The following is a 21658-nucleotide window of genomic DNA, read 5'->3' on the forward strand; positions in this document are numbered from 1 at the left end:
GCGGGCGCCGTGTGGTTCCGGTCACCCTCGCGAACGCAGCCGGGGCGAACGTCGAGTCAGGGTCGGATACGGGAGGCGCTGTGGACATCAGGGGGCTGTTCCAGTCGTGGCCGGTCTACCGCCAGCTCACCGGCCAGGACCGGCTGGGCCGGGGCCAGGCCGCGCAGTCCAAGCGCTCCGCCACGCTGACGCCGCGGACCACCGAAGCCGACCGGGTCGCGCATTCCGTCTGCCCGTACTGCGCGGTCGGATGCGCGCAGAAGGTCTACGTCAAGGACGAGAAGGTCATCCAGATCGAGGGCAATCCGGACAGCCCCATTTCGCGAGGACGGCTGTGCCCCAAGGGTTCTGCGAGCAAGCAGCTCGTCACCGGGCCCCAGCGATTGACCAAGGTGCGCTACCGCCCGCCGTACGCCTCCGAGTGGCAGGACATCGACCTCGACACGGCGATGGACATGGTCGCCGACCGGGTGCTCGACGCGCGCCAGAAAGGTTGGCAGCAGTTCGACGCCGACCGCAACACGCTACGGCGCACCATGGGGATCGCCAGCCTGGGTGGCGCAACCCTGGACAATGAAGAGAACTACCTGATCAAGAAGCTTTTCACAGCGTTGGGGGCGCTGCAGATCGAGAACCAAGCCCGCATTTGACACAGCGCCACGGTTCCCGGTCTGGGAGCCTCCTTCGGTCGCGGCGGAGCGACGGACTACCAGCAAGACCTCGCCAACGCGGACTTCATCGTGATCATGGGCTCGAACATGGCCGAAGCCCATCCGGTCGGCTTCCAGTGGGTGGTCGAGGCCAAGGCGCGGGGCGCCAGGGTCGTGCACATTGACCCGCGGTTCACCCGCACCAGCGCGTTGGCCGACCGGCATCTGACGTTGCGCGCGGGCAGTGACATCGCGTTCCTCGGCGGGGTGATCAACTACATCCTGAGCAACGACCTCGACTTCCGCGAGTACGTCACCGCGTACACCAACGCGTCGTTCATCGTCGACGAACGCTTCCGCGACGCCGAAGACCTCGACGGGTTGTTCTCCGGCTACGACGACGAAACCGCGTCGTACGACCCGTCGACGTGGCAGTACGAACGCACCGATCCCGAATACGGTGGCGCTGGTGCCAAGGAGCACGCCGCGCCCGAGCAGCAGGGATCGGGCGGAGCACCGATAGAAGGCTCGGCGCAACACATTCCGTCGGACCCGACGTTGCAACATCCGCGCTGCGTCTATCAGATCCTCAAGCGGCACTACGCCCGCTACACGCCGGAGATGGTGGAACGGGTGTGCGGCATACCGGCCGCCGACTTCGTCGAGGTCGCGCGGACGTGGGCCGCCAACTCCGGGCGCGAGCGCACGTCGGCCCTGGTGTACAGCGTCGGGTGGACTCAGCACACCATGGGCGCGCAGTTCATCCGCGCCGGAGCGATCATCCAGTTGCTGCTGGGCAACATCGGCCGACCCGGTGGCGGCGTGTTCGCGCTGCGCGGGCACGCGAGCATCCAGGGTTCGACCGACGTCCCAACGTTGTTCAACCTGCTGCCCGGTTATCTGGCGATGCCACACGCCGGCCAGGAGACGCTCTCGGAGTATCTCGACGACATCATCGGCCGCAACCAGAAAGGCTTCTGGCGCAACGCCGATACGTACATGGTGTCGCTGCTCAAGGAGTACTGGGGCGAGCACGCCACCGCCGACAACGACTACTGCTTCGACTATCTGCCGCGCATCAACGGCGACCACGGCACCTACCGCACCGTGATGGACATGGTCGACGGCAACGTGTTCGGCTACTTCCTGCTCGGACAGAACCCGGCGGTCGGGTCGGCGCACGGGCGGCTGCAGCGCCTCGGCATGGCCAACCTCGACTGGCTGGTGGTGCGCGATCTGGTCGAGATCGAGAGCGCGACGTTCTGGAAGAACGCGCCCGAAATCGAAACGGGGGAGATCGATCCGCAGACGTGTCGCACCGAGGTGTTCCTGTTCCCGGCCGCGTCGCACGTGGAGAAAGCCGGAACGTTCACGCAGACGCAGCGCAAACTGCAGTGGCGGGAGAAGGCGGTCGAACCGCCGGGCGACGCCCGCTCCGAGTTGTGGTTCTTCTACCACCTGGGCCGGATCCTGCGCGAAAAGCTCGCCAGCTCAACCGATGAGCGCGACCGCCCGATGCTCGACCTCTCGTGGGACTACGGGCTGGAGGGCGACGAGCCGTCCGCCGAGGACGTGCTGAGACGCATCAACGGTGTCGACCTGACGACGGGTCGTGCGGTGAACAGCTATTTGGAACTGAAGGCCGACGGCACCACGATGTGCGGGTGCTGGATCTACAGCGGGGTCTACGCCGACGAGGTCAACCAGGCGGCCCGTCGCGCGCCGCACGACGACGCGCAGTGGGGCTGGGTGTGGCCGCTGAACCGGCGGGTGCTCTACAACCGCGCGTCGGCGGATCCGCAGGGCAGGCCGTGGAGTGAGCGCAAGAAGCTGGTGTGGTGGGACTCAGAGGCCGGCGAGTGGACGGGCTATGACGTCCCCGACTTCGAGAAGACCAAACCGCCGGACTACGAACCGCCCTCCGACGCAGTCGGTGTCGAGGCGCTGCGCGGTGACGACGCGTTCGTGATGCAGGCCGACGGCAAGGGCTGGCTGTTCGCCCCGAACGGGGTGCTCGACGGGCCGTTGCCGACGCACTACGAGCCGCACGAGTCGCCGGTGCCCAACGCGTTCTACAAGCAGCAGGGCAACCCGGCACGCAAGGTGTACGGCCGTGCGGACAACCCGTCGAACCCGTCACCGCCGGAACTGCACGGCGAGGTGTTCCCGTTCGTCTTCACCGCGGCCCGGCTGACCGAGCACCACACCGCGGGCGGAATGAGCCGTCAATTGCCTTATCTCAGTGAGCTTCAGCCGGGTCTGTTCGTCGAGGTGTCGCCGGCGCTGGCGGCCGAACGGGGCCTGACGCATATGGCGTGGGCGCATGTGGTGACCAGCCGGTCGGCGGTCGATGCGCGGGTGTTCGTGACCGACCGGATGCGGCCGCTGCGCATCGAGGACCGGATTGTGCACCAGGTCTGGATGCCTTACCACTGGGGCAATGTCGGGCTGATCGACGGCGATGTGGTCAACGATCTGGTGGGCGTGGTCGCCGATCCGAACGTGTTCATCCAGGAGAGCAAGGTCGCGACATGCGACATCCAGCCGGGTCGACGGCCGCGCGGCCCGGCGCTGCTGGAGTACATCGCGATGTACCGCGAGCGGGCGCGCATCACCCCCGAGACCGGCACCGACCTGGACACCACCGAGGCTTCGACAGATCACACCGAGGAGTAGCCATGAGCCGCAACAGCTTCTACGGCCCGCTGGCCGATGTGGCGGGTGAGGCCGGCTATGTCGAGCATCCGCCGCGGATGGGCTTTTTCACCGACACCTCGGTGTGCATCGGTTGCAAGGCGTGCGAAGTCGCTTGCAAGGAGTGGAACGGTGTGCCCGACGACGGGTTCAACCTGCTGGGCATGTCGTTCGACAACACCGGCGAGTTGGGCGCGAACTCGTGGCGCCACGTCGCGTTCGTCGAACAGCCCGCTCCGGTGGACCTCGGGATGCCGGGTTTCGAACGGCCCGGCGACGCTTCGGGAGCCGAAACCCGAACCGACTTCCGGTGGCTGATGAGCAGCGACGTGTGCAAGCACTGCACGCACGCCGGCTGCCTGGATGTCTGTCCGACGGGGGCGCTGTTCCGCACCGAGTTCGCGACCGTCGTTGTGCAACAGGACATCTGCAATGGCTGCGGATACTGCGTGTCGGCCTGCCCGTACGGCGTGATCGAGCGGCGCGAGGGCGACGGCCGGGCGTTCAAGTGCACTCTGTGTTACGACCGGCTGCTCGACGGCTTGGAGCCGGCGTGCGCGAAGGCGTGCCCGACCGACTCGATCCAGTTCGGTGTGCTCGACGAGCTGCGGGAACGGGCCGCGATGCGCGTCAACGAATTACACGACCGTGGCGTGACCTCGGCGCGGCTGTACGGCGAGGACCCGAACGACGGCGTCGGCGGCGACGGCGCGTTCTTCCTGCTGCTCGACGAACCCGAGGTGTACGGGCTGCCGCCGGACCCGGTCGTGCCGACACGCGACGCCGGGGCGATGTGGCGCTATGCGGGAATGGCGGCGTCGGCGTTGGTCGGGCTCGCGGTGTCGTCGTTCCTCGAAAAGAGACGCTGATGCCGCGCGAACAGCTGGCGGTGCCGAAGGCCGAGTTCCGGTCGTACTACGGCAAGCAGATTCTCAAGACCCCGGTGTGGAACTGGATGATTGCGGCGTACTTGTTCTGCGGCGGGCTGTCGGCGGGCGCGGCGATGCTGGCGGCCGGCGCGGACCTGACGGGACGACCCGGGCTGCGCAAAGTGTCCCGAATCGGTGCGCTGTCAAGCGTTTTGGCGAGCTTGTACTTCTTGATCGCCGATCTCGGGCGACCGGAGCGGTTCCACCACATGCTGCGGGTGGCGAAGCCGAGTTCGCCGATGAGCGTGGGCACCTGGATCCTGTCGGCGTACGGACCGGGCGCGGGCGCGGCCGCGGTGGCGGAGTTGATGCCGGGCCGGCTGCGGCGGACGTGGCTGGGCCGGCTGGTGGACCGGGCGGCTCGACCGGCCGGACTGTGGGCTGCGGCCACTGCGCCCGGGGTGGCGTCGTACACGGCGGTTCTGTTGTCGCAGACGGCGGTTCCGGCCTGGCGGGAGGCGCACCCGTATCTGCCGTTTGTGTTCACGGGTTCGGCGGCGGCGAGCGGAGCCGGACTCGGAATGCTGTTGGCGCCGGTGGACGAGTCAGGTCCGGCGCGACGGATGGCGGTGCTGGGCGCGGGCATGGAAGTGGCGGCGTCGCGGCTGATGGAGCAGCGGTTGGGCCTGTCCGGCGAGGCATACACGACGGGCAGGGCGCACCGGCTGCGTCAGTTGTCGGAGGCGCTGACGCTCGGCGGAGCGGTCGGCGCGGTGTTCGGGCGGAACCGAGCGACCGTCGCGGCGTCGGGGGCGGCGCTGCTCGTGGGCAGTGCGCTGCAGAGGTTCGGCGTCTTCGAGGCGGGCGTGGCGTCGACGCGCGACCCGAAGTACGTCGTGGTTCCGCAGCGGGAGCGGTTGGATGCTCTTGAACGCCTACGCGCGAGATTGCACTGACGGTTGCACTAGGACGTCACGACCCTGAGTGCAATTTCGGTCATAGGACCGCAAAGCAAAGTGGCCCGAAAGCGCGCGGAATCGGGCACTTCCCGACCTGTCGCGGATAGGGTGGCCCGGGCACACGGCTCGTTTGGAGGTTGACGATGGCCACGACAACCGAAGCGCCACCGCCGCGGTCGAGCCCCGCCGAGACCCGGCGGGCCATCTGGAACACGATCCGTGGCTCGTCGGGCAATCTCGTCGAGTGGTACGACGTGTACGTCTACACGGTGTTCGCGCCGTACTTCGAGAGCCAGTTCTTCGACGAATCGGAGAAGAACTCGACGGTCTACGTGTATGCGATCTTCGCGATCACGTTCGTGATGCGTCCGGTCGGGTCCTGGTTCTTCGGCCGGTTCGCCGACCGACGGGGGCGCCGCGCGGCGCTCACGGTGAGTGTGTCGCTGATGGCGGGCTGCTCGATGGTCGTGGCGCTGGTGCCTTCACAGGCCAGCATCGGCGCGGCCGCGGCGGTCATCCTGATCCTCGCGCGGTTGGTACAGGGTTTTGCGACCGGAGGCGAGTACGGGACGTCGGCGACGTACATGTCGGAGGCGGCGACGCGTGAGCGGCGTGGCTTCTTCTCGTCATTCCAGTACGTGACGCTGGTCGGTGGACATGTGCTGGCTCAGCTCACGCTGTTGATCGTCGACGCGTTCCTCGTCGACGAGCAGATGCGTGAATTCGGTTGGCGCATCGGCTTCGCCGTCGGCGGTGTCGCTGCCGTGGTGGTGTTCTGGTTGCGCCGCACCATGGACGAGTCGCTCAGCGAGGACGTCATCGAAGCGGCCAAGACAGGGGAGGACAAGGGCGCCGGTTCGATACGCGAGTTGTTCACCCGCTACCCGAAGCCGCTGCTGATGTGCTTCTTGATCACACTGGGCGGCACCATCGCGTTCTACACCTACAGCGTCAACGCGCCGGCGATCGTCAAGACCGCGTACAAGAGTGAGGGCATGACGGGCACCTGGATCAACCTGATCGGGTTGATCTTCCTGATGCTGCTGCAGCCGGTCGGCGGGCTGATCAGCGATAGGGTCGGACGCAAACCGCTGCTGCTGTGGTTCGGTTTCGGCGGGGTGGTCTACACCTATGTGCTGATCACCTACTTGCCCGAAACACGCTCTCCGCTAACGTCTTTCCTTCTGGTGGCGGTCGGATACATGATCCTCACGGGCTACACCTCGATCAACGCGCTGGTCAAGTCGGAGTTGTTCCCGGCGCGGGTGCGGGCGCTCGGCGTGGGAGTCGGCTACGCGCTGGCGAACTCGATGTTCGGCGGCACCGCTCCGATGATCTACCAGGCGCTCAAGGAACGCGATCAGGTCCCGTTGTTCATCGGCTACGTCACCGTCTGCATCGCGGTGTCCCTAGTCGTGTACTTGTTCTTCCTGAAGAACAAGTCCGAGACCTTCCTCGACCGCGAGCGCGGCTCGGCGTTCGTCAAGGTATGACCGCGGCTCCCTAACCGCGAGATTGCACTGAGGGTTGTGCCGCCGGCCACGACCACGACCCTCTGTGCAATCTCGGCGCTAGGCGAACTAATCCTCCAGCGCCCGGCCGACGATCAGCGGGTCCGGCTCGCCGACCACCTCGTCGTCCTTGTCGTCGTAGTCGAACCGCGACAGCAGGTACCGCATCGCGTTGATCCGGCCGCGCTTCTTGTCGTTGCTCTTCACCACGATCCACGGCGCATAGTCGGTGTCGGTGGCGACGAACATCTCCTCCTTGGCCCTGGTGTAGTCCTCCCATCGGTTGACCGCTTCCATGTCCATCGACGAGAACTTCCACTGCCGCAACGGATCAACGAGCCGGATAGCGAACCGCGTCCGCTGCTCGGCCGGCGACACCGAGAACCAGAACTTGGTCAGGTGCAGCCCCGAATTGACCAGCATCTCCTCGAACGCAGGGGCCTGCCGCATGAACTCTGCGTGCTGTTCGGGCGTACAGAAGCCCATCACCCGTTCGACGCCGGCGCGGTTGTACCAGGACCGGTCGAACAACACCATCTCGCCGGCGGTCGGCAGATGCCTGACGTATCGCTGGAAGTACCACTGAGACTTCTCTTCTTCGGTCGGCTTCTCCAACGCCACCACGCGTGCGCCGCGGGGGTTGAGGTGTTCCATGAACCGCTGGATGGAACCGCCCTTGCCCGCCGCGTCGCGACCTTCGAACAGGATCACGTGCCGCGCGCCGGTGCGTTTGCTCCACTTCTGCAGCTTGAGCAGTTCGATCTGCAGCCGCCGTTTCACCCGCTCGTAATCGTCGCGCGACATCCGCTCGTCGTACGGATAGCGCTCACGCCACGTCTGGATCGGCTTGCCGTCGCGGTCAAGCAGGACCGGGTCGTCCTCGTCCTCGTCGTTGACGGTGTATCCATGGTCGTCGGTCGACAGGGCGTCGAGGTCAATCTCAGCATCAGCGGTCGTCATCCCAGCTCCTTGCACGATTTCTATCCCCGCTCGGGCCGGGTGACAAACCTGCTCGGCAGTACTGTCGCCTTGTGCAGCTCATCCGCGGCGCGCCGCTCACGTTCGCGTGGTTGGTCGTCCTGCTCGTCACCAGCCGCGTGCAGCGCTCGGCCGGGCATCGAGGCTCGCGGCGGATCCAACGCAGAAACTCCACAAACCTGCGTCGGCTGCGCACCGAACCGTCGCGCGTGCTCACCACCAGCCTGTTCTGGCTCGACGACCACCGGTGGTGGCCGTACGTGCCGGTGTTCGTCGGCGTGGTCGCACCCGCAGAGCACCGATTGCGTTGGTGGCGTTGGCTTCTCGTGGGGATAACCGCACACGTCGTCGGCACCTACGTCGGCCAGAGCTACCTGCGGCTACTGATAGGCAAGGGCCGCGCGCCGCAGCGACTGGAGAACGCCCGCGACGTCGGGGTGAGCTACTTCGTCCTCGGCGTGGCCGGCGCACTGTCGGGCTACATCCGAAGGCCGTGGCGATCGCGTGCCCAGGCCGCGGCGGTGCTGGCGCTGACGGGTAACGCCGCCGCGCGGCCGACCTTCACCGAAGTCGGGCACCTGACCGCGTTCGTCGTCGGGCTGGCAACCGTCGGTCTGGCCCCGGATCGCGAGTCCAAGCCGTATCCGAACGTTTCATAGCCGCCACCCCGGGAAACATGTCGCCATGCAATGGGAATGCGCCGTCGTCGGTGCCGGAGCCGCCGGGCTGAGCGCCGCCCTCGTCCTGGGCCGGGCGCGACGGCGCACGGTCGTGATCGACGCCGACGAGCAGAGCAACCGCGTGTCGAGCGTCATCGGCGGCCTTCTCGGCTATGACCAGCGGCCACCGGCCGAGCTCTACGCCGCCGGGCGCCGCGAGCTGGCGTCCTACCCCAGCGTGGAGTACCGGCACGGCACGGTGCGCAGCGGCCGCCCCGTCGACAGCGGATTCGTCCTCGAACCGGACGACGGCGACCCCATCCTCACCAAACGTGTCCTGCTCACCACCGGCATGCAGTACTGCCCGCCGGACCTGCCCGGCCTCGCCGAACTGTGGGGCACCTCGGTGTTCCAGTGCCCGTTCTGCCACGGCTGGGAGATGCGCGACAAGCGGCTCGCCACCATGGCCGCCGGCGAGGAGGCCATGCACTCGGCGCTGATGCTGCGCGGCTGGAGCGACGACGTCGTGCTGCTGACCGACGGCCGCACCGACCTGTCACCCGCCGACATCAACGTGCTGCAATCGGCGAACATCACCATCGACGACCGTCGCGTCGTCGAATTACACAGCGACAACGGCCAACTGACCGCGATCGCGTTCGCCGACGGTGACCGCCTGGCCCGCGACGGCCTGTTGGTCGAGGCGCCGCTGCGGCAACGCTCGCCGCTGGCTCAGCAGTTGGGCGCGGAGTGCACACCCGGCCCGCTGGCCGCCGACACCATCAACATCGACGAGATCCACCGCACGGTGACCGGCGGCGTGTTCGCCGCGGGTGACGTCTGCAGCGAACAGCCCTATGTCGCGGGCGCGATCGCCGCGGGCTCGAAGGCGGCGATGATCGTCGTGCAGAGCCTGCTGGCCGACGAGTTCGGCCTGCCCTACCCGCCGACCTGAGTACTGCCGTCGCTGCGCTAACAACCTGCATACCGCGTCGCATCTCATTGACTGAACATTCAGTCAATGAGATGATGGCTACATGGCTGGGACAGGGCGGCGGCAAGAGTGACCCCGCTTTCCCGCCGCGAGCAGGCGGATGTCCGGAAGGCGCAACTGGTCGAGGTCACCCTCGGCCTGTTCGTGGAACGCGGGATCGAGCGGGTGACGATGGGTGAGGTCGCCGCCCGTGCGGGGGTCGCGCCCGGACTGCTCTACCACTACTTCGGCAGCAAGGACGGACTGATCCGCGCGGCGATCGAGGCCGCCAGCCCACGCGACGCGCTGGCCGGCGTCATGGGCGACCTTTCGGGTCGGCCGGCGGACGAGGGGCTGCGGGCGTTCTGCCTACGACTGGCCACCGTGCTCGAAGAGCGCGGCGATGTCGTGCGGACGCTGTTTCGGGAGATGCTGGCACCCGAGTCGGCGATCTCCGCCGGCGTTGCCGAGATGCAGGAACACGTGCTCGGGGACCTCGCGCGCTATATCGATGAGCGGATCGCTGCAGGCGAACTCCGCGAGCACGATCCGCGGGTGACTTTGCGCTTGCTCATCAGCGCGATCCTCGTCCTCGGAGTCACCCGTCAGCCGGTCAAGCCGTGGATCGACGGCTTCGTGAACACCATCCTCAGCGGAATCCGGACGGAATCATGACGAAACTACGAAACAGCTGGCTGTGGCTGCTGAAGAACACCCTCAACCGCTTGACCGCCAAGCTCGCCCGGTCCGGACACGGGCCGTTCTGCCTCGTCCGGCATGTCGGCCGGAAATCGGGGCGCGTCTACGAAACGCCGATCATCGTGGCGGCGGCACCGGGCGGCTTCGTCGCCGAGCTCACATACGGCGAGAACGTGAACTGGTACCGCAACATCGTCGCCGCCGGCGGCTGCGAACTCGTGGTCGGCGGCGCCACCCACACCGTCACCGGGATCGACCGCTATCCCGCCGATGCCGGACGCCGCGCCTTCGGTTTCCCGGCAGTACTGGTCCTGCGGCTTCTTCGCCGCAACGAATTCCGTCTGCTCCGCACTTCCGACTGATCGGCAGCCGAACATGGTGAAGAACAACTGGCCCGTCATCGGTAGCGTCATCGTCGTCGCCGCGCTCTACCTGCTGGCGGAGTTCATCTTCGCGCCGAAGGTCATGGCGTCTGCAGCGGTGCTGCTGGTCGGCGGACTGGTGTTGTGGCGGTTCGCCCCTGCGACAGCAGAACTCGACCCCACCACGGTCATCGTTCCCTATCTGCTGACGGTCATCGCGTTCATCGCTCATGTCTACGAGGAATACCGCGCGTTCGTCCTCGGCTTTCCGAGCGTCCTCGACCCGGTGGTCGATCTCGACCTCAACACACTGCTGTCCCACGCCGCATTCGTCTCTCCCATCGTGTGGCTCGCGGCCGCCGTGGTGATGCTCAAACGGTGGAGCGTCGGCTACTACCTCGCGTGCGTGTTCCTGTTCGGCATGATGTTCATGGAACCCACCCACTTCATCGCGCCGTTCCTCGCCGACGGGACGTGGCACTACGTCGGTGGAGCCTGGACCGCCGTGATCCCCGCCGTTCTCGGTTGGTACACGTACCTTCGGCTGCGACGCGAGACCAATGCGATGAAGGCCGAGAACAGGACTCACGCCTGATGGACGGGTTCATGCTGTTGCTCGCCGGCACCGTTTTCCTTCGCGGTTCGGGCGCGGGGATGATCACCGGCATCCTGTTGCTGACGATGCCGGCGCAATCGCGGCTGGGCTGGCGGTCCTACGCGGGTGCGCTCCGTGCGATGTACGGGGCGTGGGGCGTCAAGGTGTACGGCGTCGTCACCGGGCTCGGCCTGATCCTCACCATCGTCGCGTTGGTCTGGGCGATCCTGCGCGGTGAGAGCCCAACCGTGGTGGGCCTGCTCGCGGCGTCGCTGGCGGCCACCGTCGGCGGGTTCGTCGGAACGGCCGGCGCCTACCCGGCGATGAAGAAGCTCTTTGCCACGCCCGACGAGGATCAGCGTCTTGTCCTGATGTTGTTGTCCCGCTTCGGTACGTGGGGGATCGTCAGCGGTTGCTGTCACGTCGCGGCGTTCGCATTGATCACCGCAGCGATGGCAACGGCCTGAGCCCACAATGGACGCATGCCGCAGACGTGGAAGCTGGATCGATCCGACGGCCGCCTCGAAGTCCGCACCGGCGTCGAGGGCCGCGCCGCGAAGATGGGCCACCGCCTCACGATTGCGATGAACAGCTGGCACGCGACGGTCGCATGGGCGGACGGCGACCCGACCGAGGTGACGCTGACGGTCGACGTGGATTCGCTGGAGGTGCTCAGCGGCGAGGGCGGCGTGACGCCGTTGACCGGTCCGGAGAAGGCGCTCGCGCGGACGAATGCGTTGAAAGTGCTGAATGCGAAGCGGTTTCCACGGATCACATTCGAAACGAGTGGCATCGACAAGACCGGCGACGGATACCGTCTCACCGGGACATTGCAGATTCACGGGCGGGATCGAAACCAGGTCGTCGACGTGGTGGTGAGTGAACTCGATGATGTGTGGCGTATCTCATGTGACGCCGACGTGCGGCATTCGGACTTCGGCGTCAAGCCGTATTCGATGCTGATGGGCTCGATGAAGGTCGCGGATGCGGTGACGGTGTCGTTCAGCGCGAAACGAAACAAGCGGTAACCTGGTCCAGGAAATCGCCTGTGCTGCTGCGACATCGGAGTCGACGTATACCTGCTGCGGGGAGCGGGTTATGTAACAGCGCGTTGCGGGAACACCATTGACTGCTGCGCTGGCGGCGAGAAGAGGAAGGATTGCATGTTGAGCTCCCCGAAGGGCGGCTCCCGACTGGGTACGCGATTCGGGCCGTATGAGCTGAAGTCCCTGATCGGCGTCGGTGGCATGGGTGAGGTCTACCGCGCCTACGACACCGCAAAGGAACGGACGGTGGCGATCAAGCTGCTACGTCCGGATATGGCCGCCGACCCCAATTTTCAGGAACGTTTCCGACGCGAGTCGCGCGTTGCCGCGCGGTTGCAGGAACCGCACGTCATCCCCGTGCACGACTTCGGCGACATCGACGGAACGCTCTACATCGACATGCGCCTGGTCGAGGGCGCGAGCCTCAAGGAGCTGCTGCGCACCGACGGGGCACTGCCCGCCACCCGGGTCGTGTCGATCATCGCTCAGGTGGCGGCGGCGCTGGACGACGCGCACGCCAACGGTCTCGTGCACCGCGACATCAAGCCGGAGAACGTGCTGCTCACCGCCGACGACTTCGCGTACCTCGTCGACTTCGGCATCGCCCACGGCGGTGGCGAAGCGGCGGTGACCAAAACCGGGCTGGTGATCGGCTCGTGTGCCTACATGGCGCCGGAACGCATCAGCGGCGAGCGCGGCGGGCCGGCCTCCGACATCTATTCGCTCACCTGCCTGCTCTACGAATGCCTGACCGGTCGTGCACCGTTCGACTCCGGTGACCTGCGCGAAATCATGGGCGCTCACTTGTTCTCGCCGGCGCCGCGGCCGAGCATCATGCGCAGAGGCATCAGCCGGGAGTTCGACGACGTCGTCGCGCGCGGCATGGCGAAGAAGCCGGCGGACCGGTTCGCGACGGCCGGTGAGCTGGCCAAGGCCGCCGCTGCGGCGGCGAATGCACCGGTCGCGGCGCCGCCACCGCCACCGCCACCGGCGCCGTCGACGCGGCAGTTCTCGGCCGTCGACCCGAATCCGGCGCGCACCGGCTATCAGCCGGCGTACGCGCCGTTGCCGCCACCTGCGCCGAAACGCAAGCCGCGGTTCGGCCCTGCGCAGGTCGGGTTGGTGGTGACGACGATCGTGCTGTTCACCGCGGCGGTGGTGCTCGCGCTCGTGCTGGCGTTCGGCGATAACGGGAGCGGATCGGCGCCGCAGACGTCGCTGGCGGTGCCGCCTACGACGACGACGGAACCCACCGAGCCGTCGGCCGAAACCACCACGCCGTCGACCACCACTACGACGACGACGACCACGGCGCCGTCGACCACGCCGACCACCAGCGGACCGCCCATCGCGGGGGTCTCGGGCACTGACTCGCAGGGCTTCATCGGGCACACCGCGCGCTGCGACGCGGGCAGCACGCCGGCGGCGGCGATCAGGACCGCGCAGTCGCTGGCGGTGATCTGCGAGACGGCGCCGGGCGACTACTACTACCTCGGCGAGCGGCTGCGCGACGGCGCCAACGTACGACTCGACAACGTGCAACCGGCGGGCGCCGGGTTCGTCGCCACCAACCCGGCCGACGGCGCGCGCTACGACGTGCAACCCGGCATGCTCACGATCTCGAGCAACGGGACGGTGGACTCGGCGGAGCCGGCGTTGGAGTACGGCTCGGCGGACCGCTAACCGGCTATTTCGGCGCGCTAACTATCGCTTCGGCGACCGTTTGCGCACCCGAACCGGCGCTGGTCGGCTACCGTTCGGCGAGAGACACGTCTCGGATCGGGGACCACTATGGACAACCGCAGGTACGCCCGGGCCAGCGAAGAGGCCCGCGCGCAGGAGATTCAACTCGACGCCCGCCGACTACGGGAATTCGACACGTTCGCGAAATTCTCTGACAGCGACCTCAGGCGTCTCGTCGAAGCCGCGCATCGCACGTCGACGTCGGGGCCGTGGCCGCTGATCCGCGAGCAGACCCCGTCGGACGCCTGCTACATCCTGCTCAGCGGAGAAGTCGGGGTCTACGTCGGCCACGACCGGATCGCCGTCGTCGGTCCGGGTGAGGTGATCGGCGAATCGGTGCTGCGGCGCGGCGCTCTGCGCAACGCGACCGTGACGACGACCGGGCGCGCTGAGGTGCTGCACATCGAGCGGGACGACCTGAACCGCCTGATCGCCGAGATACCCGCGCTGCGCGAGGCCATGGACGCGACGGTTGCCCGCCACGCCCCGAAGGCCGACAGCGCCGAACCAGGCTGACCTGTACCGTCACGCGCCGAGGTTTTACGCGCGTGTCAACTCGGGTACGTGGGGGGAATGGAACGGCTCAGCGCGTTCGATGCCAGCCTGCTGTACAGCGAGTCGCCCAGCGTGCCGCTGAATGTGTGTTCGATTGCCTGCCTTGACACATCGACGATCCCCGGCGGCTACCGCTTCGAACGAGTCCGCGAGTACCTGGCATCGCGGCTGCGGGCGTTGCCGGAGTTCCGGGCAAAGCTCGCCAACAGCCAGCTGAATCTGGATCATCCGGTGTGGGTGGAAGACGACGACGTGGACCTGTCCTACCACCTGCATCGCATCGCACTGCCCGCACCGGGCGGACACACCGAACTGACCGAGGTGTGCGGGCGCATCGCATCGACTCCGCTGGACCGCAGCAAGCCGCTGTGGGAGATGTGGGTGATCGAGGGCATCGCCGAAACCGATCCACATGAGACCGGCGACGTCGCGCTGATGACCAAGGTGCATCACGCCGCGGTGGATGGCGTCTCAGCAGCGAATCTGATCAGCAAGCTGTGCGACGTCGAACCCGACGCCCCGCCACCGGGTTCCGTGCCCGGTCCCGGCGGCGCGACGCGGTTGGGGATCGCCGCCGGGGGTTTGGTGCGGTCGCTCACGCGGCCGTTGCAACTGGCGAGAGCGGTGCCCGCGACGATGTCGACGATCGCCAGCACGATTGCCCGCGCCCGCAGCGGCACGGCCATGGCCGCGCCGTTCAAAGCTCCGGCGACGGTGTTCAACGCCGAGATCACCTCCGACCGCACCATCGCGCTGACGCAGCTGGAGATGGCCGACGTCAAACGTGTGAAGAACGCGTTCGGCGTCAAGGTCAACGACGTGGTGATGGCGTTGTGCGCCGGTGCGCTGCGCGGATACCTGCTCGACCGCAAAGAGCTGCCCGACAAGCCGCTGGTTGCGGTGGTTCCGGCGTCGGTGCACGACAAGTCCGACCGGCCGGGCCGCAACCAGCTTTCGGGCATGTTCTGCAACCTGCAGTCCCACATCGCCGATCCAGCCGAGCGGCTGCGCGCTATCGCCGAATCGAGTTGGCGGGCAAAGGAACACAGTTCAGCGATCGCGCCGACGCTGCTGGCCGACGTGACCCAGGCGCTGCCTCCGCCGTTGTTCGGGATGGCAATGGAGGTGATGTCGCACACCCCGCTGAAGCGCACGCCGATCCACAACGTGGTCATCTCGAACGTGGCGGGACCGGACACCAAGCTGTACGCGATGGGCGCCGAGATGAAATCGCTGTATCCGCTGGGACCGATCTTTCACGGTTCGGGACTGAACATCACGGTGATGTCGTTGAGCGGCAAGCTGAACGTCGGCATCATCTCGTGCCGAAAACTGGTGAACGACTTACCGACCCTGGCCGATCGCTTCGAAATCGAGTTGGCCGAACTGCTGGACTGTTGCTGATCATCGGGCGGGCTTGATCAAGAAGAGCGCCAGGACGATCGCCGCGATCGGCCCGACCGCCATGATCAAGCTCAGCGTGTGAATCGCATCGACCGCGTTGTGCGGCGCCTGATCGACCACCAGCCGCGCCTGCTCGGGGTCGACCAGGTGGGCGCCGTGGCCACCGTGCACGGTCAGCATCGCCTCGCGGGTCTCGGCGCGCGTGATCCCCGCCTGGTGCAGATCGTGGACGCTGTCAGTGAGGAACAGGTTGATCCCGACGAGCGCGAAAAGCGCTGGGCCGAGCGAATACCCGCCCTCGTTGACCGCGCTCTTGACCGCAGAGACCGCGCCGCCGAGATCTGGTGGCGCGCTGCCCATCATGATCATGGCTTGTGGGGTGGTGACCAGTGCACCGCCGACCACGATGAGCGCGGCCGCGGCGAACACCGTCGTCCGCGACGTGTCCAGGTCGAAGAACCGCATCGTCAGCAGGCCGCCGAGCATGACCGTCAGCCCGCTGACCATCACGGCGCGGGGGCCGAACCGGTTCGCGGCCGGGCCGGCGGAGGTGGCGGCCACGGCGGCCATCGCGGTGGCGGGGATCAGCAGCAGGCCGAACAACTCGTGCGATTCCTTGCGGATCGTGACGAGGTAGAACGACATCAGCACCATCGAACCGCCGAGCACGACGTTGAACATCACCCCGGCGGTCACGGCGGCGTTGAACCGGCCGGACCGAAAGACCCGCATGTCCAACGCGGGCTCGCGCGTGCGCAACTCCTGCGCGACGAACGCACAACCGGCCAGCAGCCCGACCGCGACAGCGGACAGTCCGACTGCGTTGATACCCGTCTCGATCCGCGACATACCGAAGATCAGGCCCATCAGCGCGACGGCGAACAGCGCCATTCCGAGCACGTCGAGCCGGTGGGTGCCGCGCACGGTGTCGGGTACGTAGCGCCACGTGATGACCAACCCCAGCACCGCAATGACCGGCACCACGAAAAAGCATGCGCGCCAACCGATGGCATGGCCGAGCATGCCGCTGATCGCGGGCATCGGCGTGGCGACGGCGTAGCCCACGCCGAAGTAGGCGGCGATCGCCGCGGCGCGCCGGCCGGGCGGGAACACCGCGTTGGTGATCGCCAGCGAGAGCCCGATCAGGAACGCCAGCATCACGCCGGCCCCGGCGCGGGCGACGATCAGCACTGCCGGCGCGGGCGCAGCGGCGGCGAGCACGCTGAACGCGGTGGCACCGGACAACCCGAGCAGGTACATCCGCCGCATGCCGTAGAGATCGCCGAGCGCGCCGGCGCTGAGCACCGCGGCGGCCATGGTCAGGGTCGCGAGGCTGGCGACGAACGTCGCGGTGGTTCCGGTGATTCCCAGCCCGGTCGACACCAGTTGCAGGTTGGCCGACAGGGCGGTCGGGTCGCCGATCGAGATCGCATACCCCAGTCCCATCGCGATCACCGTCATGACAGCGGATAGTCCGGAGACTTGACGCTGCTCGACGTCGACGCGAGGACCGTCCGGCACGCGCCGGATGCTACCGCCGCAACAGCGCCGCCATCACCTCTTTGGAGGGCACCGCCGCGGTGGTCAGCGCGATGGTGTGCCGCCCGGCGGGCACCTGCACGAGAGGACCGGTCGGCTCGCCGTCCAGCAACACCGCCACCTCCGGCGGCAGGGCGGCGAGTTCGACCCGCGCGGGAGTGTCGGTCGAGACGTCGATGGTCGACGTGTCCAGCGACGCGAGGCCGGCCCTGGCGACGTCCACGGTGAGCCCCGCGATGCCCGTGAGCTTCAGTGTCAGGAACGGCAGGGGGTCGACGGCAGCGCCTGTGCGCCACAGCAATTCGGTGTACAGGCCGGGGGGCAGGTCGAGGTCGGGTTCGAGGCCGCGGCGACGCCGGATCGTGCGGGTCGGGTCCGGGCGCGCATACGACCGCGCGTCGACGGACGCGACCGCGCCGCGCCTGCCCGCCAGGTCCGGGTCGGCCGCCAGTTCCGACAACCACCAAACCCGCTGCGGCCCAAGGCCGAGATCGGGCCGCACCAGCTCCGGATACCAGGAGTAGGTGATGTGCCCGGGGTCGCTCTGGCGCAGCTCGGTGCCCATGTGCGAGATCGGATCGTCGAACTCGTCCTCGAGCACCCAGGTGACGTGGTCCTCGAACGGGTAGGCGGTGAACCGGTAGCGGTAGCCCAGCCGGTCGAGTTCGAGCACCTGCGACAGCACCGACGTGATCGGCACGAGTTGGTCCAGTACGCCGTGGGCGATGAGGAACGGCAGCCATCGCGCGTTGGGCAGCAGTTCCCAGGTGTCGCCCTCGCGGGCGCAGTGCGAGTTGAGGTCGAGGTCGCCGGGGACGTCGACGTTGGGCAGCAGTCGCACTCCGCAAACGGGCGGCCCCGCCAGCACGACGGCCTGGGCGAACACCTCCGGATACGTCAGGCTCAGCTTGTAGGCGCCGTAGCCGCCCATCGAGTAGCCGGAGACCACCGTGCGGTTCGGGTCGGTGCCGAGCTGTTCGGCCGCCCGCGCCCACACCTCCCACACGTCGAGCTCGGCTTCGTCGAAGTACCAGCCCGACGGTCCGCGCGCCAGCGGCGTCACCACCACGGAGTCGCGGTCCTCGCAGACCTGGTGCAGCAGGCGCGGGTCGATCGCGGCGAACTGGTTCTGGCCCAACGCAAGTGAGTGCAGCAATAGCGTCAACGGCAGGGTGCGGCCGGGTGCATAGGTCGACGGCAGGCACACCGAATAGGGCTGCACGCGGCCGAGGAACTGCGGGTCGGTGTCGAGGATGTTCGTCTCGGCGACGCCCTGCCCCAGTTCGATCGACGAGACGTACCAGCGGGTGGACGTGCCGCGCACGATCGGCTCGTCGGTGGTGCGGCGCTCGGCGAGCTGGTCCCACGCGACCGGTAGCGAGAACCCGGTCACGTCGCCGTCGGTGAGCGCGGCAGCCTGGGCCTGATCGGACCAGAAGTTCAGGTGCGCCTTCTCCTGCTGGTGCGTACGGAACGCGACGTTGTAGACGTTCGGCTGGCCGAGCCGTGCGCCGCGGGTGACGGGAACGTCGGCGAACCCGTCGCCGGTGTCGTTCGCCAACCCGGCGGCGAGGCGGACGGTCCAGGTGCCTGTCGGTTCGACGAGCGCGCGCGGCACCTGGGCGAGGAAGGACCGCGACTGCATGTCGACCTGGTGGGCCACGGGTGTCGACGCCTGCGTGGTGAGGTCGATCAGTCTGGCTTGCTGACCGGAGATGAGCAGCGCCATGTCGATGCCGGCGGAGGTGACGCCGGCGTTGGCGGGCCACTCGTTGGTGGGCGCCGCGGCGCGGTCGGTGTCGAAAGTGAAGAGCGCGACGGGGATTGACGGGTCGAGCAGGGTGTTCCAGTCGACGCGCCACCAAGTGTGGGTATCGGTGAGCCCGATCGCGACGCGGAAGATGTCGGCGCCGTTGCGGGCGGCGGGCCCGTCGGGATAGACGTAGGTGCCGCGCGAGGGGACCAGCCCGCCGGTCGGGATGGCGACGGGCAGGCCGGTCGCGCCGTGGTCGTCGTAGAGGAAGTCGGTCCAGAACAGGGCGCCGCCGGCGTAGCGGCCGGTGCCGCAGGTGCGCGGGAAGTCCACGCCGAACGGCCATCCTTGTGGCACCGGAAGTTTCGGCTCGGGGCGCAGCGCGGCCTGCGGCACCCCCTCGGGCATTCCGTTGATGACTTTGAGGTCTTCTGGGGTCGCCGGCGCAGTTGGGGTGACGGTCTTCAGCACGGAGTCCGCTGCGCGCAGCCCGAGGCGGACGGGCAGCAGCGCCAGGTCGATGAGGGACATGGCCTCAACGTAGTGCTGCTGCGGGTGCTGGGTCAGCAGGGCGCTTTGACCTCGAAGGGCATGGGGCGGCTCTGGCTCGGATTGGCTCGGTCGGAGCCGACGACCGTGCCGGTGATGGTGTAGACGTTGCCGTCGATGGAGGCTTCGGCCTTACCCGTGTCGCCGCCGGCGACGCCGTGGATGTCGTTGATGTTCTGGATGTTGACGGTCCGGACGACCGGTTCGGCGCCGCCGAGGTGCAGGAAGACCTCCGCGTGCCCGGGCTTGGCGGCGGCGTCGATCATGAGGTCCCAGGCGTGCTGGGTGCACTCGACGGACTCCGTGTTCTGCGAGGTGCCGTCGATGGAGATTCGGCCGGACTGGGCGGGTACTTCGGTCGGCGCCGGACCGGTCAGGCCGCATCCGGATACGACGGCCGTCGCCGTCAGTGCAAGACCACTCAACCGGAACTTCACCCCGTCACCTCCGCCGTGATTTCGCGGGTTCCCCGGGAGGGAGCATCACATACAGCAAGGACCGGCAGCTGCGTTAGCGCCGTATTGCCACGAAAGTGATCGAGTTGAACGCCGCTTCGGGGGTTTCCGCAGTGGTTCGTCGAGGTATCCCGCGACCAGGTATGCCGGGTCAGTCGGACCGGGCGTCGAGTCTGGAGGAGCAGGCGATGGGCGCAGCAGACAAAGCCAAAAACAAGGCGCAGAACCTCGGCGGCAAGGCGAAGGAAGCACTCGGGAACGCCACCGGCGACCCGCAGGCCCGCGACGAGGGCCGCGGCGATCAGGCGAAGTCCAACCTCAAGGACGCCGGCGAGAAGATCAAGGACGCGTTCAAGAAATAATCACCCCGCGTCGAGGCGTGGGTTCAGTCGTAGATGACGGCCAGGCCGCGGCGCTGAAGGTCGGCCAGGCCGTCGCGCATGGCTTGGAGCTGTTCGGGTGAATGTCCCACCCAGTCCGTGATCTCGCCGACGATCCGCACGGGCTCGCGGGTGCGGTAGGAGCGTGTCGGATTGCCGGGCAGCTTCTTGTCGGTGACGTTCGGGTCGTCCTCCACTGGGCCTTGTGGTTCCACGATGTAGATGCGGCCCCGACCCTCGCCTGCCGCGAACTCCGCTCCCCACACGGCGGCATCCAACGTCTGGGTCACGTATACGTGGTTCGAGATACGTCCCTCCTCGAAGTTCGACGGACGCCCGGGCACCAGCAGATCGCCCACCGACAGGTCGGCCTTGGTGCCGTGCAGGAAAGCGCCAGACTCGTGAACTTCGAATGGTTTTGGCGTGCTCGGCACGGTGCTCCTCCATCTGTTGCGGTCGCGGCCGGACGATTGTGCAGCACACCGGGGGCCTTGCCGCAAGCCCCACCTCCCGTCGTACAGTGAGAGTGGGAACAAGCTCATTGGCCGGCGCGCTCGAAGTGTTGATAGTCCTTCGGAGTTCGCCAGTCACCACCCCAACGCCAGCCGCGGCTGGTGAAGACCCGCACCGCCGGATCGCCGTCGTGCAGCAGTCCGGCGTCGACACGGTGGCGGTCGAGGTAGGGCCTGGCGTTGGCCGGTTGGAAGTCGCCCGAGCTGTCGACGTACGGGTTGAGAAGCGGATTGATGTCGATGGCCCGGCCGTAGGCGTGTAGTGACCAGTTGCCGGTTCCCGGGATGTCGCGGCAGTTGAACGCCGAGGTGTTGTTGTCGCGCATGGACAGTTCGTCGTCGGCGCGCGGGTACTTGTCGGGCGTGCGCATCTTCTCGATGGGATAGCGGATTTGGCGCAGCTGCTCGAAGATTTCGATGACCTCCGGGACCAGGTCTTCGTGGACGATCAGCTCTCCGCGATGAGTCTGGCCGTCCATTCCGAGGTGGTCGATCTCGACTCGCCGCAGCTGCGCCGGCTCGAGAGGGCAACCCGGGCGCCAACTTTCACCGAGTTCGGCGGCGGTGACGGTCATTACCCGGGCGGGCGCTGGTGATGTGGTGGTCGGTGACGGCGGCGGGGCAGCGGCCGGTGACGGAGTCGTTGTGCTCGGCGGTGAGGTGGGTGCCGGCTGTCGTGGCTCGGCGGCGCATTGCACGAGGAGCGCACTGGCTGCGGTGATGGCGGCCAATCTCCGGACTGCGTGACCTCGTGAAAAGTGGTGTCGCATGCG

At 67.4% G+C, this 21658-nt stretch carries 21 protein-coding genes; 15 read left to right on the forward strand and 6 right to left on the reverse strand.

All coding sequences use genetic code 11. The features are described from left to right. The first annotated feature begins 80 nt into the window (after positions 1–80). The 4 genes from fdh to AU187_RS16780 all read left to right on the forward strand — a co-directional run bounded on the left by fdh (position 81) and on the right by AU187_RS16780 (position 6665). Positions 81–3326 (forward strand): formate dehydrogenase, encoded by a 3246-nt coding sequence (gene fdh, locus AU187_RS16765; protein WP_286131994.1) that lies wholly within the window; start codon positions 81–83, stop codon positions 3324–3326. Positions 3327–3328: 2 nt separating this feature from the next. Next, positions 3329–4213 carry a 4Fe-4S dicluster domain-containing protein gene (locus AU187_RS16770; RefSeq protein ID WP_059166947.1) on the forward strand — a complete coding sequence of 295 codons (885 nt, stop codon included), beginning with the start codon at positions 3329–3331 and terminating at the stop codon, positions 4211–4213. Beyond that, a complete protein-coding gene (nrfD, locus tag AU187_RS16775; protein WP_059166948.1) occupies positions 4213–5169 on the forward strand; it encodes an NrfD/PsrC family molybdoenzyme membrane anchor subunit in 957 nt (318 codons plus the stop codon). The genes AU187_RS16770 and nrfD overlap by 1 nt, the downstream gene beginning before the upstream one ends. A gap of 146 nt (positions 5170–5315) precedes the next feature. Further along, positions 5316–6665 (forward strand): MFS transporter, encoded by a 1350-nt coding sequence (locus tag AU187_RS16780; protein ID WP_059166949.1) that lies wholly within the window; start codon positions 5316–5318, stop codon positions 6663–6665. A gap of 87 nt (positions 6666–6752) precedes the next feature. Here AU187_RS16780 and ppk2 read toward each other — a convergent pair whose 3' ends face one another. Beyond that, on the reverse strand, positions 6753–7643 hold the full coding sequence (ppk2, locus tag AU187_RS16785) for a polyphosphate kinase 2 (RefSeq protein WP_059166950.1): 891 nt from the start codon (positions 7641–7643) through the stop codon (positions 6753–6755). Positions 7644–7714: 71 nt separating this feature from the next. Between ppk2 and AU187_RS16790 the strand changes: the two genes are divergently transcribed. The 10 genes from AU187_RS16790 to AU187_RS16835 all read left to right on the forward strand — a co-directional run bounded on the left by AU187_RS16790 (position 7715) and on the right by AU187_RS16835 (position 15697). Beyond that, positions 7715–8320 (forward strand): rhomboid-like protein, encoded by a 606-nt coding sequence (locus tag AU187_RS16790; RefSeq protein WP_059166951.1) that lies wholly within the window; start codon positions 7715–7717, stop codon positions 8318–8320. A gap of 25 nt (positions 8321–8345) precedes the next feature. Beyond that, a complete protein-coding gene (locus tag AU187_RS16795; RefSeq protein ID WP_059166952.1) occupies positions 8346–9275 on the forward strand; it encodes an NAD(P)/FAD-dependent oxidoreductase in 930 nt (309 codons plus the stop codon). Between the two features lie 108 nt (positions 9276–9383). Next, the gene (locus AU187_RS16800; RefSeq protein WP_059166953.1) at positions 9384–9968 is read left to right on the forward strand and encodes a TetR/AcrR family transcriptional regulator; all 585 of its coding nucleotides are present in this window, start codon (positions 9384–9386) and stop codon (positions 9966–9968) included. After that, on the forward strand, positions 9965–10354 hold the full coding sequence (locus AU187_RS16805) for a nitroreductase/quinone reductase family protein (RefSeq protein WP_059166954.1): 390 nt from the start codon (positions 9965–9967) through the stop codon (positions 10352–10354). Before AU187_RS16800 ends, AU187_RS16805 begins: the two co-directional genes overlap by 4 nt. A gap of 13 nt (positions 10355–10367) precedes the next feature. Next, positions 10368–10949: a hypothetical protein gene (locus AU187_RS16810; protein ID WP_059166955.1), complete on the forward strand. Its 582-nt coding sequence runs from the start codon at positions 10368–10370 to the stop codon at positions 10947–10949. Beyond that, entirely contained in the window at positions 10949–11416 is a 468-nt protein-coding gene (locus AU187_RS16815; protein ID WP_059166956.1) for a hypothetical protein, read from the forward strand. The genes AU187_RS16810 and AU187_RS16815 overlap by 1 nt, the downstream gene beginning before the upstream one ends. A gap of 15 nt (positions 11417–11431) precedes the next feature. Continuing rightward, positions 11432–11977, forward strand: a complete 546-nt coding sequence (locus AU187_RS16820; RefSeq protein ID WP_059166957.1) for a YceI family protein — start codon at positions 11432–11434, stop codon at positions 11975–11977. Between the two features lie 138 nt (positions 11978–12115). Then, positions 12116–13678, forward strand: coding sequence for a serine/threonine-protein kinase (locus AU187_RS16825; protein WP_059167127.1), 1563 nt, complete (start codon positions 12116–12118; stop codon positions 13676–13678). Between the two features lie 108 nt (positions 13679–13786). Then, a complete protein-coding gene (locus AU187_RS16830) occupies positions 13787–14254 on the forward strand; it encodes a cyclic nucleotide-binding domain-containing protein (RefSeq protein ID WP_059101234.1) in 468 nt (155 codons plus the stop codon). A gap of 57 nt (positions 14255–14311) precedes the next feature. Beyond that, on the forward strand, positions 14312–15697 hold the full coding sequence (locus tag AU187_RS16835; protein WP_059166958.1) for a WS/DGAT/MGAT family O-acyltransferase: 1386 nt from the start codon (positions 14312–14314) through the stop codon (positions 15695–15697). Here the strand turns inward: AU187_RS16835 and AU187_RS16840 are convergent, their stop codons facing one another. The 3 genes from AU187_RS16840 to AU187_RS16850 are packed head-to-tail and all read right to left on the reverse strand — an operon-like array spanning position 15698 to position 19975. Next, positions 15698–17218: an MFS transporter gene (locus tag AU187_RS16840; protein ID WP_286131997.1), complete on the reverse strand. Its 1521-nt coding sequence runs from the start codon at positions 17216–17218 to the stop codon at positions 15698–15700. It lies immediately after the preceding gene. A 10-nt stretch (positions 17219–17228) separates the two neighbouring features. Next, positions 17229–19520, reverse strand: a complete 2292-nt coding sequence (locus tag AU187_RS16845) for an alpha/beta hydrolase-fold protein (RefSeq protein WP_059166959.1) — start codon at positions 19518–19520, stop codon at positions 17229–17231. Between the two features lie 32 nt (positions 19521–19552). Further along, positions 19553–19975, reverse strand: a complete 423-nt coding sequence (locus AU187_RS16850) for a lipoprotein LpqH (RefSeq protein ID WP_082691835.1) — start codon at positions 19973–19975, stop codon at positions 19553–19555. 206 nt (positions 19976–20181) lie between these two features. Here AU187_RS16850 and AU187_RS16855 point away from each other — a divergent pair, with 206 nt between their 5' ends. After that, positions 20182–20355: a CsbD family protein gene (locus AU187_RS16855; protein ID WP_059167130.1), complete on the forward strand. Its 174-nt coding sequence runs from the start codon at positions 20182–20184 to the stop codon at positions 20353–20355. Positions 20356–20378: 23 nt separating this feature from the next. On the opposite strand, the gene arr is transcribed toward AU187_RS16855, so the two are convergent. After that, a complete protein-coding gene (gene arr, locus AU187_RS16860; protein ID WP_059166960.1) occupies positions 20379–20807 on the reverse strand; it encodes an NAD(+)--rifampin ADP-ribosyltransferase in 429 nt (142 codons plus the stop codon). Between the two features lie 104 nt (positions 20808–20911). Continuing rightward, positions 20912–21655, reverse strand: a complete 744-nt coding sequence (locus tag AU187_RS16865) for a M15 family metallopeptidase (protein WP_082691836.1) — start codon at positions 21653–21655, stop codon at positions 20912–20914. Positions 21656–21658 lie beyond the last annotated feature (3 nt).

Origin of the sequence: Mycobacterium sp. IS-1556 (assembly GCF_001499985.1) — a bacterium.
Taxonomy (GTDB): domain Bacteria; phylum Actinomycetota; class Actinomycetes; order Mycobacteriales; family Mycobacteriaceae; genus Mycobacterium.